The following is a 15,636-nucleotide window of genomic DNA, read 5'->3' on the forward strand; positions in this document are numbered from 1 at the left end:
TCTTCTGCGAAGATCCTTTTCGAGAAGACAATGATTCGACCTTTCAACACTTCTGCTCCAACCCTTCTGTTCGGCTGCCTGTTCAGCCCGCTGCTGCTGGCCGATGACGCGCCACTGGAACTCAATCAACAAATCGTTTCTGCACCGTCGGTGGAGTCCACCACCGTCGCTGATATGGCGAAGTTCGGCAGCAAGGTCGAGATCGTTACCCGCGAGCAGATCGAGCGCGCCGGCCCCAGCGCCGATGTCAGCCGCGTCATGCAGATGTTCATTCCCGGTCTGTATGTAGCACCGAAAAACGGTCCCTTCGACTACGGCACTTATTCGCTGCTCGGTGGGCGCAACGACGATACGCTGATCCTGCTCGACGGCGTGCGCCTGAACAATCGTCTGTACGGCGGCCTCTATCTGGACACGCTGCCGGCCAACGCCATTGAACGCATCGAAGTGCTCAAGGGTGGCCAGAGTCTATTGTTCGGCACTCAGGCCGTTTCCGGCGTGATCAACATCGTCACCCGCAGCCCGCAGTCGCGCAAAGCCGCCGGCGAAGTGAATCTGGGCGTCGACAGCTTTGGCGGTACCACCGAGGATGCGCGGGTCGAGAATATCTTCACTAACGGGTTTGGCGACCTGGGTTTGCTGGCGTACGTCAGCCACAACGTCTCCGACGGCTATCAGCCGTATCGCAACCGCGACATGAAAAACGAGTCCGGGAAGAACCGTGCGTACGAAGTCACCACGTTCGGCGGAAAGGCGATCCAGTCCTTCGGCGACGATGCGCGGCTGGAACTGTTCTACCAATACGCCGACGCCAACCTCGATTTCGCCCGCCCGGTCGACAACCACAAAACCACCAACGATCGTGTACAGCAGATCGCCACGGCGACTTTCGAGCAGACCGTCAACGAGCGCCTGAGCTACTTCGTCAAAGGCCACATCAACGACTGGGACACGCGCTACACCCGCGTCAACAACGTCGAGGGCGGCGGCACCAAAGTCATCAACCACAATGATTACTGGGGTTTCACCGACTGGGGCGTGCAGGCCGAAGGCAAAGCCGAGTTGCCCGGCGGCCATATGCTGGTGTTCGGTACCGACAACCAATGGTTCAAGGGCCAGGACGATGTGCTGATCATCGACAACGACAAGGCCGAAGCCCACGCGTTCTACACGCAACTGCGCCCGCAGATCGACGCCCTGCCCGACTGGCACCCGAGTATCGGCTTGCGCCACGAGGCCATGAGCGGCGGTGACAGCGCCACGGTCGGCATGCTCACTTCGCTGTATGACCTCAACGATAACTGGTCGGTGCGCGGCCAATACGGCAGCGCCTACAAACTGCCGAACGCCGAGCAATTGTTCGTCAACGAACCGGGCGACGAGATCGGCAATCGCAACCTGAAGCCGGAAAAAAGCCGCAACGCGGAGCTGGGTGTCGACTACAAAGGCTTCCTGCTCGACCGCGAATTCAGCGCCAGCGTGACCCTGTTCAAACGCAAGATCGACGACCTGATCACCCTCGATGACATCCAGTGGGTCAACGGTGAAGGCCAGGTGCGTATGCGCGGTTTCGAGGCTGACGCCAAACTGGCGCTCAACGATCAATGGAGCCTGCAAGCGGACATGACCCGCAATCTCACCGAATCGCGCACGGGGGCGACCATCAACGACATCCCGAGCTTCTTCGCCCGTTCGCGGGTGGGCTATGAATCGGAAAACCGTCTGTGGGGCGCTGGCGCTGCGATCCGCTATATCCGCGATATCAAAAGCTCGAAGCAAGTCGAGTACGGCAATTATTCAGTGGTCGACGCCGATGCTTATCGCTATCTCGACAACGCCCACCAGCACCGCGTAAGTCTGCTGGTGGAAAACCTCTTCGACCGTGATTACGTCACCAGCCGCTCAAGCAACGTCGACAACCTCGGCCGGCCGTTCACCTCCGAAGTGCGCTACACGTACCGTTTCTGATGAGCGAAATCACAACCATCGACGGCGTCGACACGCACCCGGGCTGGTCGCACGTGCCCGAGCATGCGCGCCACGTGTTCCTCTGTACCGGCCCGCGCTGCACCCAGCGCGGCGCCTTGCAGTTATGGAAAACCCTGCGCCGGCATTTGCTCGAACACGATCGCATCGAGACGCCGGGTGGCGTCTTGCTGACTCGCACGCACTGCCAGTTTCCGTGCAATCTGGGGCCGGTTGTCACGGTGTATCCGGAGCGCTGCTGGTATGGCGTGCGCAGCAAGGAAGATGTGCAGCGATTGGTTGAAGGGCATCTGGTCGGCGGTGAAGTTGTTGCGGATCTGCTGATCAAGGCGCGGACATGAGATCGATCCTGGCAGCGCTTGGTGCCCTGCTCTGCTCACTGCCCGTACTCGCCGACAGTTATCGCAATTGCAGCGAACAATGGAACGCCGTGAAGCCTTCGCGCATCGTCGCTCTCAATCAGCATGCCGCCGATATCGTCCTGGCGCTGGGCGCGGGGCCTGCATTGGTCGGCGTGGCTTACCTGGATGACACCGCTGCCGGACAGCGACCATCCGAGTATTTCGGCGTGCCGGTGATCGCCCGGCAGTACCCGGCCAGTGAAGTGCTTTACGCACAGCAGCCGGATCTGGTGATCGGTGGTTTTGCCACGGCGTTCGGCGACGGTGTGACCTCGCGCTCGGGGCTGGCGCGCAATGGCGTGGGCTCGTATCTACTGGAATCGGCCTGCAACGGGCACTCGCTGGATTACTTCGCGCATGTGCGCAATGACTTGCTGACTCTGGGCAAACTGCTGCACAAACAGGCCCAGGCGCGACAGTTGCGCGAGGCCATGGATGCCGACCTCGCCAGCGCCCGAGCCTTGGCTGGTGCGGACAAACCGCTGTCAGTGTTCTATCTCGACAGCGAGGTCAAAGGCCTCGACAGCGAAGGTCAGCGCGGGTTTGTCACCCCGCTACTGGCCGCCGCCGGTGCGCGTAATGTGTTCGCCGACATCAATCTTTATCGGGTGACCGTCAACCGCGAAACACTGCTGGCCAGCGACCCCGACGTGATTCTGCTGGCCGACGCCGAATGGTCCCCCGCCAGTCGCAAACGCTATCTGCTGAGCAAAGACCCGGTGCTGTCGCAACTGCGCGCGGTGCGCGAAAACCGGATGATCGACATCCCCTTCACCCACCTGCTGCCGACCTTCAACAGTGGTCGAGAGGCCCTCGAACTGGCTCGCCAGCTCAATGCCCTGAAGAAAAATAAATGAACCCGCCGCGCCACACGCCACCTAACGAACAGACCATCAGGAGGTAGCCAATGCAAATCGAAACCGTGTGGATCGTACTGGCGGCAGTTCTTCTGCTAATCGAACTCTGGGCCATCAATCGGGTGCGCAAGAGCGAGGGGAAATCGAGCAATAAAGGCGTGTGGATCGTACTGATCGTGTTTGTGCCGTTGTTCGGCTTGATTGCCTGGGCGTTGGCGGGGCCCAAGCATGTCCGTCAGCATTCAGCGTCGTAACCCTATTCATTTGCTGCGGTGCGGGGCATGCCGTTGGCACTGCCCCGCTGTTCAGGTTGATCAACTGACGGGCACCAACGGCGGCATTTCTTCCATTTGCGCCAGCGGCACATCGCTGCTGCCGGGGGTCAGAATGACCTTGCGGCAGTTTTCTTCTTTCTTGTCGAAAATCTTGTAACCCTCGGCGGCCTGCTCAAGGGACAGGCGGTGGGTGATGATCGCGTCGGGTTGCAATGCGCCGGTTTCGATGTAACCCAGCAGTTCCGGCAAGTAGCGCTGCACATGGGTCTGGCCCATTTTGAAAGTCAGGCCTTTGTCGAAAGCATCGCCGAACAGAAAGCCATGGATGAATCCGGCATAGACGCCTGGCACGCTGACCACGCCGCCGCGCCGCACCGCCGCAATGCATTGACGCAAAGCCTTACCGCTGCTGCCTTCGAGTTTCAGCGTAGCCAGTATCGTCTCGGTGGTGCTGCCCTTGGCTTCGAACCCCACCGCATCGATCACTGCATCGACGCCTCGACTGCCCGGGGTCTGGCGAATGATGGTATCGGCCGGGTCATCGTCGTCATCGAAGTTGATCGGTATCACGCCATAGGTGCGTTGCGCGTATTCGAGCCGATACGGGTGGTGATCGACCATGAAGATACGTTCGGCGCCGAGCATTTTCGCGCACGCCGCGCTGAGCAGCCCCACCGGGCCAGCGCCATAAATGGCCACACTCGATCCCTGACCGATCTGTGCATTGAGCACCGCTTGCCAGGCGGTCGGCAGAATGTCGGACAGAAACAGGACTTTCTCGTCCGACAGCGTGCCGGGGACGATGAAAGGGCCGGTATTGGCCTTGGGCACCCGCACCAACTCCGCTTGGCCACCGGGAATGCCGCCATACATCCGGCTGTAGCCGAACAGCGCGGCCGGCGGTGGTATGCGCTTCTTGTTCATGGCCGCACCGGCGCCGCTGTTAGTGGTTTCGCACGCTGCGTAGAGCTCTTGCTGGCAGAAAAAACAGTCACCGCAGGCGATCACGAACGGAATCACCACCCGGTCACCGCGCTGCACAGCAGTCACGCCGGGCCCGGTTTCCTCGACAATGCCCATGAATTCATGGCCGAAGATATCGCCATGCTCGACCGTCGGAATCTTGCCCCGATACAGGTGCAGGTCCGACCCGCAAATAGCCGTTGCCGTGACGCGCAGAATAATGTCGTCAGGGGCTTCGAGTTTCGGGTCAGGCACTGTTTCGACTCGCACGTCGTGGGCGCCGTGGTAGGTCATGGCTCGCATGGCAAAGTCCTCGTACTGATGAGTGAAATGGCTGCTGCTTCACATTGGGAAGGTTCGCCTCAGTACGAGTTCAGAGATTTTCTTCAAGATCGGATCAGTGGGATCCGTCATCGCCGTTCACGCGCACCTTGCCGCTGAATACCCGAAAGCCGAACGTGTTGTAGATCAGCGTCACCGGGATCAACACGGCAAATCCGATCAGCATGAACACCTGGCTTTTCGGGCTCGACGTTGCGGCCTTCAAGGTCAGGTCCGGTGGAATGATCAGCGGAAACAGCGCCACCAGCATCAGCGCGAAGGCCAGCACGAAGACACCCAGCGCCGCGAACAACGGCAGAAAGTCAAAGCGTCCGGCAAACCCGAAAAAGAAAACCAGCAGGCATGCGCAGAGTAGCGCTGCCGCCGGGCCCCACACCCGTGGGTCAGTCAATCGTTGTGCATATTGTTCGTGCAACGTTGCGCTGCAGATGACCAGTGCAATCAATGCCATTACGGTGAGCACCGCCAGTGCCTTTGCCTGCCGAGCGGAACGCTGTTGCAGTTCATCGACAGTTCGCCAGTACAGCCAACAGGCGCCCAGCCACGTGTAGCCCAGCACGAGCACCACCCCGCAAAACCACGGAAACCAGCGCAGCCATTCACTGCCATCACCGACGTATTGCCCGCTCTCGTGCGGCACGCCCTGCATCAATGTGCCCAGCACCACGCCTTGCAGTGCGCCGGTCAATAGTGAGCCACCCATCAAGGCGCCATCGACCCAGCGTTTGATGCGTTGGCTGGGTGAATAATCGCGGAATTCCAGTGCCATTGCCCTGAGCATCAACGCCAGAAACATCACAATGAACGGCAGGTAGAGCGCTGGCAGCAGAATCGCGTAGGCCAGCGGGAACAACGCCAGCAAACCGCCACCGCCGAGCACCAGCCACGTCTCGTTGGCATCCCAGATCGGCAGAATCGTCACGGCCATGGCTCGGCGCTGGTTGCGGCAACGGGTCAGCCCCATCAGCACGCCGACACCGAGGTCGGTGCCGTCGAGCAGCACATAGTTCAGCACCGAGAAGCCCAGGGCGGCGGCGCACAGCAGGGTTATCCAGTCAGTTTCCATGCGAGCGATCCCCTGCGTGCCCCGTTTCATCGGCCAGCGTCGGCTGCGGTCCGGGCTGATTCTCATGGGCAGGCTCGCGCAGGATGCGCAGCAACACCCAGAGCCCGATGCCGAAAACCAGCAAGTAGAACAGCAGAATCAGCAGGGTCGAACCGAGCACTTGCTCACGCGAGACCGGGGACAGACTGTCGGCCGTGCGCAACAGACCATAGACCGTATAGGGTTGGCGCCCGACTTCGGTGACCGTCCAGCCGCTGAGCATGGCCAGAAAACCGGCCGGCGCCATCAGCACATTGCCCCACAACCAGCGACGAGCGATGTAGAAACGTCTCCGCCGTCGCAGAATCAGACCGATCAAGCCTTGCCCCAGCATCAACAGCCCCAACCCGACCATCAGACGAAACGCAAAGAACACCGGCGCCACGGGCGGAATGTCCTGCGGCGCGAACTCATCCAGCGCCTTGATGGTCCCACTCAGATCGTGACTCAGATACAAAGAGCCAACACGTGGAATCGCGACTTCCCAGTGATTGCGCCGCTCGGTCATGTCCGGCCACGCAAACAGACGCAAGGGTTCGCCCGCACCTTGCGGCGGGCGTGTCCAGCTGCCCTCGATGGCCGCGACTTTTTGCGGCTGGACTTTCAAGCTGTGCTGACCATGCAGGTCGCCGGCCACGATCTGCACGGGTATCAATACAACGATTGCCCAGAGTGCCATGGAAAACAGCAGGCGTGCCCGCGGGTTGTCGGGCGCCTTCAACAATTGCCAGGCGCCGGCGCCCGCCAGCACAGTTGCGGTGCCGAGCAGCGCGGCCAGGGTCATGTGTGCCAGTCGATAAGGAAACGACGGGTTGAAGATAATCGCCCACCAATCCTCGGCAATGAAACGCCCGTCAGCGGCAATCGAATAGCCGGCCGGCGTGTGCATCCAGGAATTGGCCGAGAGGATCCAGAACGCACTCATCAGCGACCCTGCCGCCACCGCACAAGTCGCGAAGAAATGCAGACGCGGGCCAACCTTTTTCAGCCCGAACAGCATGATGCCAAGAAAGCCTGCCTCAAGAAAAAACGCCGCGAGCACTTCGTAAAACATCAGCGGCCCGAGAATGTCCCCGGCCTGCACGGCAAGTCGCGACCAGTTCAGCCCGAACTGGTATTCCAGAATCAGCCCGGAAGCGACGCCGATCGCGACGTTGAGCGCAAAGACCTTGAGCCAGTAACGATAGACATCCAGATAGACCTGACGGCCGCTGCATAACCACAATGCTTCCAGGATCAGCAGAAAATTGGCCAGGCCGATGGTGAACGCCGCCAGCACGATATGGAAACTGATGGTGATCGCGAACTGCGCGCGCGCCGCCATCAGGGCGGAATCAACGGCGTCCATGCAATTTGCTCAGTGACGAAAACGGCCTCTGACCCTTTGCGTAGATCAGCCTCTCGCTCAGCATGACGTCCACCTCGAACAGCACTCGGATGCGCGTTTGACAGCTACGTCGGCATGCAAATTCAGCCGAGGCTGTGAACTGCAATGCTTGCACGACGCGGGTCATGCAGGCTGCACGAAGGCAGTTTGCCTCAGGCGCTGTAAGCCATTGAAGCAGCGACATTTCTCCGGATCGATGAATTGGCATGGCAAATGCCACAGTTTCAGAGCATTCACAGCGCCGTGAGACAACGGTCTGTGTTCACTCCGTGACAGCAGAGGCAACGCCATGAACGCCATCGACCTTCTCAAAGCCGATCATGCAAAAGTCAAAGACATCCTCAGCCAACTGAGCGACTCAACCGAGCGTGCACTGAAAAAACGTGTCGAGCTGTTGGGCAAACTGGAAATGGAAATCTCCATCCATACCCGCCTCGAAGAGGAAATCCTTTACCCCGCGTTCAAGGCCGCCGGCAGCAAGGAACAGGACGTCATGTATTTCGAGGCGAAGGAAGAACATCGCACCGTCGACTCACTGGTGCTGCCCGATCTGAAACTCACCGACCCGGGCACTCCAGAGTTTTCCGGTCGAGTGAAAGTGGTCAAGGAACTGCTGGAGCACCATATTGAGGAGGAAGAAACCGAAATGTTTCCTCAAGCGAAAAAGCTCCTGGGCAAGGAAAAACTCGAAGAGCTGGGCGCGCAGATGGAGGCCATGAAAGCCAGCTGCAAGAAGGAAATGGCCGCGGGAAATATGGCCGCTTAATCCGTTAACCGCGTACGAGCCCGGCTTTGGCCGGGCTTTTTTCTGGTTGCTCGCATCGTTACCCTGTTGCAGGATCAAGCCGTCGACAACAGGGAATGTTGAAATGAAAAATACCGCCCATCGGCGAATTGTGGTGGTGGGTGCAGGCATCTTCGGCGCCTCCCTTGCGTATCACCTGTCCGGCAAAGGGGCGCAGGTCACGTTGATCGAGACCGGCGAGATCGCGAGTGGCGTGACGGCAAGCTCTTTCGCCTGGATCAATACCACGTACACCGGCGCTGATCCCATTGCGCAGTTGCGCGGTGCGGCCATCGAAGCCTATCGCCGACTTCAAACCGAGCTGCCGGACTTGCAGATTCGCTGGACCGGGGCCTTGTCGTACGACGAATCGGCAGAACATCCTGCTTCGGCAACGCTGCTGTCAGCTACCGAAGTGCTTGCCCGCGAACCCAACCTGAAAAATCCCCCACGGTGCGCGTTATTTCGCGCGGAAGAAGGCGCACTCGACGCCGTGCAGGCCACCCACGCCTTGATTGCCGGCGCCCAGGCGCTGGGGGCGCAATTGCTCACGCATACCCGGGTGACCGGCTTCAAAACTTGCAAAGCAACCGTGACCGGCGTTGAAACCACAACAGGCACGATCAATGCCGACCTTGTTGTGCTTGCCACAGGGACTGGCACCCGGCAGTTGACGCAGTTGCTGAACGCCGACCTGCCCATCGACGCCTCGCCCGCCATTTTCATCCGCTACAAGACCCAACCGGGCCTCGTCAAAGGCATCATCTCCAGCCCTGAAATGGAAATTCGGCAAAGCGCCAACGGCACGTTGCTGGCCGCTGAAGATTATCTGGGAGAGGCGCCGGGCAACTCGCCGACAGACATCGCCCGGCAAACCGCCGAAGCCATACGCAAAGAACTTAACGGGGTGGTTTCCATTGAGGCGCAAACGGTCGCCGTCGGGCTGAGGCCCATGCCCGCTGATGGCCTCCCCGTTGTTGGTTACTTGCCAGGGGTCGGTGGAGTTTACGTTTGCGCGATGCACCCCGGTGTAACGCTGGCGGCGATCGTCGGGCGCCTTGCCAGTGAAGAATTGCTTGAGTGCCAGTCATCCGCAGCACTCGAGCCCTGCCGCCCTAAGCGCTTCTTTCAGACTTGATTTAGACTGGCCGACGTTTTGCAGCAAGGGACCTGCGCGGGTAACGCAGCGTCATTCCGGGCACTGGCAAATCGAGGCAAACCAGGAGAGCAGCATTGACGGCACACAGGGACGTTTCATTCGCCTATCAAGCGGTCTACCACTACCTCGTCGGGTTGATCGAGGCCTCCAGTGGCGCGGGCGAGCAGAAACTGCCGTCCCTGCGACAACTGGCCCTGCGCCTCGGCGTTTCGGTATCGACGACCAAATACGCCTACGCACTGCTCGAAGACGAGGGCCGAATCCACGCCAAAGCCAGGTTCGGCTATTTCACCCGGTCGATGCCGGCGGCGCCTGTGACGGCCCACTCCGGCAATCTTCTGGACAGCGTCTTCGCCAGCGCCCGTCAGCCTGCCATGCTGGCCCTGAGCAGCGATGCCCCGGCGATGTTGCTGTCGCTGCAGGCGCCGTTGTTACTAATCGAGCGCGAACTGACCCGCCAATACCCGCGCTCGCACGCGCCGCTCTATCAGCCCCTCGGCGAGCCGGAATTGCGCGCGGCGCTGGCCGAACGCTACACCCGTTCCGCACACCGCCACTGGCAGGCCGGGCAGGTGTACATCGGCGCGGATCTGCGTAGCGTGCTGGAATTATCACTCAGTGCCTTGAATCTGGGCGGCAGCGTGGCGTTGGTAGAGTCGCCCTGCTCGTGGGCGATTCTGCGCCAATTGCAGGCGGCCAATATCCGCGTCATCGAAATGCCCCTTGGCGATGACGGCCGCTTCGATCTGCCCGCGTTCAAAGCGCTGCTCACGCGGGAGCCGGTGCGCCTGGCAGTGCTCTCCTCCACGGTGAATATGCCCCAAGGCCAGTTGATGCCGGCGCAGGATAAACAGCAGATCTGCCACTGGCTGGCCGAGCGCGATATCTGGCTGTTCGAAAAAGATACGTGGGGCGAGTTGTGCTTCTCCGATTCACCGGCGCGCTATCGCGATTTTGCCGACCCGGACAAGTTGCTGGTGTTCTCGACGTTCGACAAGATCATTGGCGGCGAAGCGCCTCACGGTTATGTGCTGTGTCGTCAGCATGCGGCGCAGTTTCATCGATTGTTTATGCAGCGTGGATTTCGCCTCTCGCCCATTCGGCAGAAAGCGATTGCCAGACTGTACAGCTCCAGGCGCATCGACCAGCACCTGAAGACGCTGCGAGCACAGTTGCTCAAGCGCATGAAACAGCTGCACGCCTTGCTTGAACAACACGGCAACGGTCAGTGGGACGTGGTCGTCCCGCAAGGTGGCGCGAGCTTCTGGCTCAAGGTCTTGCGTCCGATCGCGATGCAAACGGTTTTCGAGCGCTTGCTGGCCGAGCGGATCGTCATCGCCCCCGGCGAGATCTTCAGCCAGCAAGGCGCCTGGAAGCAGTACCTGCGCCTGAGTTACACCCTCGACTGGGACAAGGACATCGACCACGCGGTGGAACGACTGGCGCAGGCGATCACCGAAGAAAACCGCGCTTAAAGTCCATAGCAATGCCGCGCTTCAGGAAACCGCCCATGACGCACATCCTCGGCAAACTGCGCGCACGCCTCGCTGATCAGCGCGCCGACATCAGCGTAGCGTTTGACGAAACGCGGCAGGTGCTCACCGCCCAGGCCGAGCACATCTTCGGTGACCAGCACCTGGCCGTCGCAGGCCGGTGAAGCGCCAATGCCGATGGTGGGCATTGTCGAGTCCAGCGTGATCTGCCGCGCCACGCCTTCGGCCACACCTTCGAGCAACAGACTAAAGGCGCCCGCGTCGAGATTGGCCCGCGCATCACCGGCAATCACTGCGCCGGTTTCAGCCGTCAGGCCTTGAGCCTTGAAGCCGCCCATGACATTGACGAACTGCGGCATCAGCCCGACGTGGGCCATAACCGGAATACCACGGGCCACCAGAAACTCGACCGTCGGCGCCAAGGCCTTGTTGGCCTCCAGCTTCACCGCATCACAACCGGTCCGTGCCAGCACCTGAGCGCAATTGCGAAAGGCCTGTTCGTTGGATTCCTGATAACTGCCGAACGGCATGTCGGCCACCACACAGGCCAGGCGCGTGCTATCGACCACCGCCCGCGTATGGCCGATGATTTCTTCAAGCTGCATGCTCAGTGTCGAGGCGCGGCCATAACCGACCATGGCCGTGGAATCGCCGACCAGAATAAAGTCGACGATCGGGTCGATCAATTTGGCGATACTGCTGGAATACGCCGTCAGCGAGACAATTCTCTGTTGGCCTTTCATGGCGACCAGTTGCGGCACGGTCAGGCGTTTGGTGCGGGTATGCAGGCTCATGGGCGACTCCTTGAGGCAGCCGTCCGTAAACGATAAATGTCGTCGAAATCAACGCGAAAATCTTTCATACAGTGCTCAATCCAAAAGGTTTCGAGCGCTCGATTATTCGCCTGACGGAAAAACATTCAATGCACAGATTTGCCTGAAAAAGCGACCCAGGTGCACCCGGCTTCGTTGAAATGCGCGCAGGATCCTGGATGCTTTATTTCGCCGTTTACCGCAGGATGCGAAGCTTATGAACACATCCAGGGAGCAATTTTTATCATGGAAGAAGTCATCACCTACCGCATTGCCACTGCTGACGATGCGCTGGTAATGAGCGAATTGGGCCAATTGCTCAATTCGGTCCACCACGCCGCCCGCCCCGATATCTACGCCGCCGCGACCGAAGATTTCGCCCGCGACTTGCCGCATTGGGCCGGGGTATTCGAAAAGCCCGGTCAGATCGTCTACATCGCCAGCACCGCTGACCGGCCCGTCGCGTTCATTAGCGCCAACCTGTCCGCCAGTTCCGGGCCGTTGATGCAGCCGCAGAATGTGGTGCGCATCGGCTCGGTGTGTGTGGCCGAGCCGTTCTGGGGCAAAGGGATCGGTCGTACGCTGATTCAAGCCGTGAAGGACTGGGCCATCGAGCACGATGCGCAGGATTTGCGTTTGACTGTATGGCCCTTCAACGAGCGCGCGGTGCGTATGTATGCCGAGTTCGGCTTCGAGACCCGTGCCCTGGAGATGGGCGTTCGATTGTGAGGAGCGAACACATCCGATCATGAATAAACGTGAACAGCTCCATCAGCAGGGCTTTGCCCTGCTCCGTCGCGCCATACCCGCCGAGTGGCTGGACGACCTGCACCAGGCGTTCGATGCGGGTGTGCTGCCGTCAGATCGCTGGCCCGTCCCACGGGGTCAGGACTGGCGCCATTCGCTGCTGGATGAGCATGCGACCGTGCGCGCGGTGTGCCGCTTGCCAGCGCTGTTGGCGGTGGTGGGTGAGCTGATCGCGGAGCGCTTCTTTCTGTCCCAGGTAGAGGGTCGTGAACCACTTGCGGGGGGCGGCCATCAGCAACTGCATCGCGACTTGTCCGCGCAACGCCCCGGCGACTGCGTGGTGGCCCTGGCTTTTTTCGATGACTATGGCAACGAGAATGGCGCGACCCGCCTCGTCCCCGGCAGCCATCGGCCCGCGTCCGGAGCGCCGCCCGCTGATGTCCATGATGAGACGCGATCCGTCCAGCTCACGGGCCGTGCGGGTGACATTCTGGTGTTCGATGTCGACCTGCTGCATGCGGGAAGCCGGAATCTGTCGGGCGCGCGCCGACGCTCGATGCTGATCAACTATTGGGCCGAGCCGCTGTACGCGTCTCACCGGCAAACCGTGGCCCTGCGAAATATCCGCATGGACCCTATCGAATGGTTCGATCCGGCCGACAACATCCTGGTGGACACCGAGAGGTTTTAACGGCGCAAGTCCATCACGTATAAAGCTACTTTCAATTACGATTCAAGAGGCTGCACCCATGAGCAATGCCTGGAACGAAGGTTATTTCACCGACGAAGGCTACACCTACAGCTATAGCCGGGAAATCAATCCGGTTTTCCAGCGTTACTGTCTGTTGTTGCGCGGTTTTGCCGGCCTGGACAATCCCGACGGTTATCACTGCGAACTCGGTTTTGGTCAGGGTGTGTCGATCAATATCCACGCCACGGCCAACCCGGCAGGCTTCGTCGGTACGGACTTCCACCCCGGTCAGGCAGCTCACGCCATTGAACTGGCAGCACTCAGCAACAACGGTGCGAAGCTGTATGACGACAGCTTCGAGCAACTGCTGGCGCGCCATGATTTGCCGCAGTTCGACAGCATCAGCCTGCATGGCATCTGGACCTGGGTCAGCCGTGACAACCAGAAACTGATTGTCGAATTCGCCCGCCGCCACCTCAAACCGGGTGGTCATCTGTACGTCAGCTACAACGCATTCCCGGGCTGGTCGCCTGCAGCGCCGTTGCGCCAGTTGTTCAGCCTGCACGACCGCTTTGCCAGTCACTCGACGCGGGCGGATCAGCGCATCGATGCCGCGTTGCAGTTTTCCGAAGCGCTGCTGGCGGCTAACCCCAAGTACGCCATTGCTGCGCCGAGCCTGGGCGCGCGCCTGCAGACCATCAAAGGTCAGGATCGCCAATACGTCGCCCACGAATATTTCAATCGCGACTGGAACTGCATGTATTTCGCCGACATGGTCGATGCGCTGGCCCCGGCCAAGCTCGATTACGTCACGACGGCGGTGCCACTGGATTCGGTCGACGTACTCAACCTGAGCGCCGAAGGCCTGGCCTTTCTCGACGGGATCGAACACCCGGTGATGCGCGAGCAGGCGCGTGACTATTTCGTCAACCAGGCTTTCCGTCGCGATCTGTACGTGCGCGGTGCCAACCGACTCAGCGCGACCGAGCGCCGGTCGCGCATGCTCAGTTCGCGTTTTGTCCTGATGCAACCGGTAGAAAACGTAGCCTCCAGCGTCACCGGCCCCGCAGGCGAAGCGTCACTGCAACCCGAAATTTATGGCCCGGTCCTCGATGCACTCGCGGGGCAGACGTATGAAGCCAAAACGATGCAGCAGTTGCTCGATGCGGTGACACCAATGGCCTACGACGATCTGGAACAGGCCATCGCCATCCTGGTCAGCATGGGCGCGGTAGCCCCTTGCCAGAGCGAAGCCGCCGAGGCGTTAGTGTACGAGCGTTGCGCCGCGTTCAACCTGCAACTGTGCAAACGCGCGTTGTTCAACGCCGACATTCAGGTGTTGAGCAGCCCGGTCACCGGAGGTGGCGTCACGGTCAGTCGCTTCCAGCAACTGTTCCTGATCGCAATCCGCCAAGGCAAACAGCACCCGGCGGAGTGGGCGCAACTGGCGTGGAGCATCATCGCCGAACAAAACGAAGTGTTGGTCAAGGACGGCAAAGCGCTGACCACCGCCGAAGCCAACGTCGCCGCACTGACCGAACAGGCTCAGGCTTTTGCCGAGCAATCACTGATTGTGCTGAGCGCGTTGAGAATCGTCTGATCGCACCGGTGGCGCGCAGTGGTGCAGACAGGAAATCTGCGGCCACTCGCGCCATCAGCACGCACCAGTGCCGGTTATCAAAAAGCCCACGGCGGCGCGGGCGCGAACTTCGCTTCGAGCCATTGCTTGAACGCGACGACCACCGCCGTTGGAAACCGCGCCGATGGTCTGACCAGATAAACACCTCCAGCGCTATCGAGTTGCCAGTCAGGCAGGACATGAATCAGCTTTCCGGCGGCGATATCGCGGCTCATCAACCAGTCTCCCGCGCCCAGAATGCCGGAATCTGCTCGGGCAGCGGCCAGCAGCGACTCGCTGTCACTGGCGGTCAGGTTCCGTAAAGCAGAAGCGTGGTGTCCGGCCCTACGGGATAAGTGGATTTCAACAAATACTGCGCGGTGATGCCCTTGAACATCACCGCCGCTGCCGCGTCGCAGGACAAGGTGTCGGGAATTCTGACCAGACGCTCTGCGGGGAAGAGCCGCGCCGAGGCGTAAGCGCCCAACGGTCCGGTGGCGTAGGTGACACGATCGCCGACGCTGACGTTGCTCATACCTGCACCAATCGCAGCCACACGTCCTGCACCCTCCAGCCCGAGACCGGAAGGCAACGGAACCGCGACCGCGCCTTTGCGTTGGGTCACGTCAAGAAAGTTGACACCTACGGCTTCCTGCTCAAGCCAGACTTCACCGGGCCCCGGTGCCTGCCAGTCGGTTGCCTGCATTTGCAGTACGTCTTGATTGCCAAACTGCTCAAACCGGATCACGGAAACCATGGTTATCTCTCCTTTCTGGAAGCTGCTTCAACATCAGCGGTTCCAGTCTGATAACCGATCCGCCGACGAACAAGACCCTCCAGATGCAGATCATTGCTGCGTATTTTGCAGCAATTCAATCGCACATCAACCCGGCTAGCGGCGACCTCGGCTCAGCGCTACGGCTCCAAACGCTTCGGACACTTCTCGATCGAGATTCTCGAAGAGCAGGCGCTGGGCGCCTTTATCGAGGCGGCGTTTGCCTCCACATGAAACTCAA

Annotated in this window: 14 protein-coding genes and 3 pseudogenes; 11 read left to right on the plus strand and 6 right to left on the minus strand. The window is 60.3% G+C overall.

Features of this window, described 5'->3' with window-relative positions:
- Positions 1-30: 30 nt before the first annotated feature.
- The 4 genes from ACZZ0G_RS28935 to ACZZ0G_RS28950 are packed head-to-tail and all read left to right on the plus strand — an operon-like array spanning position 31 to position 3,498.
- Positions 31-1,968 (plus strand): TonB-dependent receptor plug domain-containing protein, encoded by a 1,938-nt coding sequence (locus ACZZ0G_RS28935; RefSeq protein ID WP_463558579.1) that lies wholly within the window; start codon positions 31-33, stop codon positions 1,966-1,968.
- Positions 1,968-2,327, plus strand: coding sequence for a (2Fe-2S) ferredoxin domain-containing protein (locus ACZZ0G_RS28940; protein WP_463558580.1), 360 nt, complete (start codon positions 1,968-1,970; stop codon positions 2,325-2,327). Before ACZZ0G_RS28935 ends, ACZZ0G_RS28940 begins: the two co-directional genes overlap by 1 nt.
- Positions 2,324-3,244 carry an ABC transporter substrate-binding protein gene (locus ACZZ0G_RS28945; RefSeq protein ID WP_463558581.1) on the plus strand — a complete coding sequence of 307 codons (921 nt, stop codon included), beginning with the start codon at positions 2,324-2,326 and terminating at the stop codon, positions 3,242-3,244. Before ACZZ0G_RS28940 ends, ACZZ0G_RS28945 begins: the two co-directional genes overlap by 4 nt.
- Positions 3,245-3,294: 50 nt before the next feature.
- Positions 3,295-3,498 carry a PLD nuclease N-terminal domain-containing protein gene (locus tag ACZZ0G_RS28950; protein WP_016984840.1) on the plus strand — a complete coding sequence of 68 codons (204 nt, stop codon included), beginning with the start codon at positions 3,295-3,297 and terminating at the stop codon, positions 3,496-3,498.
- Positions 3,499-3,558: 60 nt separating this feature from the next.
- Here the strand turns inward: ACZZ0G_RS28950 and ACZZ0G_RS28955 are convergent, their stop codons facing one another.
- From ACZZ0G_RS28955 to ACZZ0G_RS28965, 3 genes are all read right to left on the minus strand, one after another.
- The gene (locus tag ACZZ0G_RS28955) at positions 3,559-4,785 is read right to left on the minus strand and encodes a zinc-dependent alcohol dehydrogenase (protein ID WP_463558582.1); all 1,227 of its coding nucleotides are present in this window, start codon (positions 4,783-4,785) and stop codon (positions 3,559-3,561) included.
- 94 nt (positions 4,786-4,879) lie between these two features.
- Positions 4,880-5,890 (minus strand): cytochrome d ubiquinol oxidase subunit II, encoded by a 1,011-nt coding sequence (gene cydB, locus ACZZ0G_RS28960; RefSeq protein ID WP_463558583.1) that lies wholly within the window; start codon positions 5,888-5,890, stop codon positions 4,880-4,882.
- Positions 5,880-7,277, minus strand: coding sequence for a cytochrome ubiquinol oxidase subunit I (locus ACZZ0G_RS28965; RefSeq protein ID WP_463558584.1), 1,398 nt, complete (start codon positions 7,275-7,277; stop codon positions 5,880-5,882). The genes cydB and ACZZ0G_RS28965 overlap by 11 nt, the downstream gene beginning before the upstream one ends.
- 328 nt (positions 7,278-7,605) lie before the next feature.
- Between ACZZ0G_RS28965 and ACZZ0G_RS28970 the strand changes: the two genes are divergently transcribed.
- The 3 genes from ACZZ0G_RS28970 (at position 7,606) to ACZZ0G_RS28980 (ending at position 10,734) form a co-directional block, all read left to right on the plus strand.
- Entirely contained in the window at positions 7,606-8,082 is a 477-nt protein-coding gene (locus tag ACZZ0G_RS28970) for a hemerythrin domain-containing protein (RefSeq protein ID WP_034155440.1), read from the plus strand.
- A gap of 103 nt (positions 8,083-8,185) precedes the next feature.
- Complete coding sequence (locus ACZZ0G_RS28975) at positions 8,186-9,238, plus strand: NAD(P)/FAD-dependent oxidoreductase (protein WP_463558585.1); 1,053 nt, start codon at positions 8,186-8,188, stop codon at positions 9,236-9,238.
- A 95-nt stretch (positions 9,239-9,333) separates the two neighbouring features.
- Positions 9,334-10,734, plus strand: coding sequence for an aminotransferase-like domain-containing protein (locus ACZZ0G_RS28980; RefSeq protein ID WP_463558586.1), 1,401 nt, complete (start codon positions 9,334-9,336; stop codon positions 10,732-10,734).
- Here ACZZ0G_RS28980 and panB read toward each other — a convergent pair.
- The gene (gene panB / locus ACZZ0G_RS28985) at positions 10,731-11,546 is read right to left on the minus strand and encodes a 3-methyl-2-oxobutanoate hydroxymethyltransferase (RefSeq protein WP_463558587.1); all 816 of its coding nucleotides are present in this window, start codon (positions 11,544-11,546) and stop codon (positions 10,731-10,733) included. The two genes, ACZZ0G_RS28980 and panB, sit on opposite strands and share 4 nt — an antisense overlap.
- Before the next feature lie 264 nt (positions 11,547-11,810).
- On the opposite strand from panB, the gene ACZZ0G_RS28990 reads away from it, so the two are divergent.
- From ACZZ0G_RS28990 to ACZZ0G_RS29000, 3 genes are read left to right on the plus strand one after another with little or no spacing between them, the layout of a single operon-like run.
- Complete coding sequence (locus ACZZ0G_RS28990; protein WP_463558588.1) at positions 11,811-12,293, plus strand: GNAT family N-acetyltransferase; 483 nt, start codon at positions 11,811-11,813, stop codon at positions 12,291-12,293.
- A 19-nt stretch (positions 12,294-12,312) separates the two neighbouring features.
- Entirely contained in the window at positions 12,313-13,002 is a 690-nt protein-coding gene (locus ACZZ0G_RS28995) for a phytanoyl-CoA dioxygenase family protein (protein WP_463558589.1), read from the plus strand.
- A gap of 58 nt (positions 13,003-13,060) precedes the next feature.
- A complete protein-coding gene (locus tag ACZZ0G_RS29000) occupies positions 13,061-14,602 on the plus strand; it encodes a methyltransferase regulatory domain-containing protein (RefSeq protein WP_463558590.1) in 1,542 nt (513 codons plus the stop codon).
- A 77-nt stretch (positions 14,603-14,679) separates the two neighbouring features.
- Here the strand turns inward: ACZZ0G_RS29000 and ACZZ0G_RS29005 are convergent.
- Both ACZZ0G_RS29005 and ACZZ0G_RS29010 read right to left on the minus strand, forming a co-directional pair.
- Positions 14,680-14,937: pseudogene (locus tag ACZZ0G_RS29005) on the minus strand (LysR substrate-binding domain-containing protein); the annotation flags it as partial.
- Positions 14,937-15,377, minus strand: a pseudogene (locus ACZZ0G_RS29010) (alcohol dehydrogenase catalytic domain-containing protein); the annotation flags it as partial. The pseudogenes ACZZ0G_RS29010 and ACZZ0G_RS29005, both read right to left, overlap by 1 nt.
- Before the next feature lie 168 nt (positions 15,378-15,545).
- On the opposite strand from ACZZ0G_RS29010, the pseudogene ACZZ0G_RS29015 reads away from it, so the two are divergent.
- Positions 15,546-15,629 (plus strand): annotated as a pseudogene (locus tag ACZZ0G_RS29015) (VOC family protein); the annotation flags it as partial.
- Positions 15,630-15,636: the final 7 nt, after the last annotated feature.

The sequence above is a fragment of the Pseudomonas sp. AC169 genome (genome assembly GCF_979258515.1).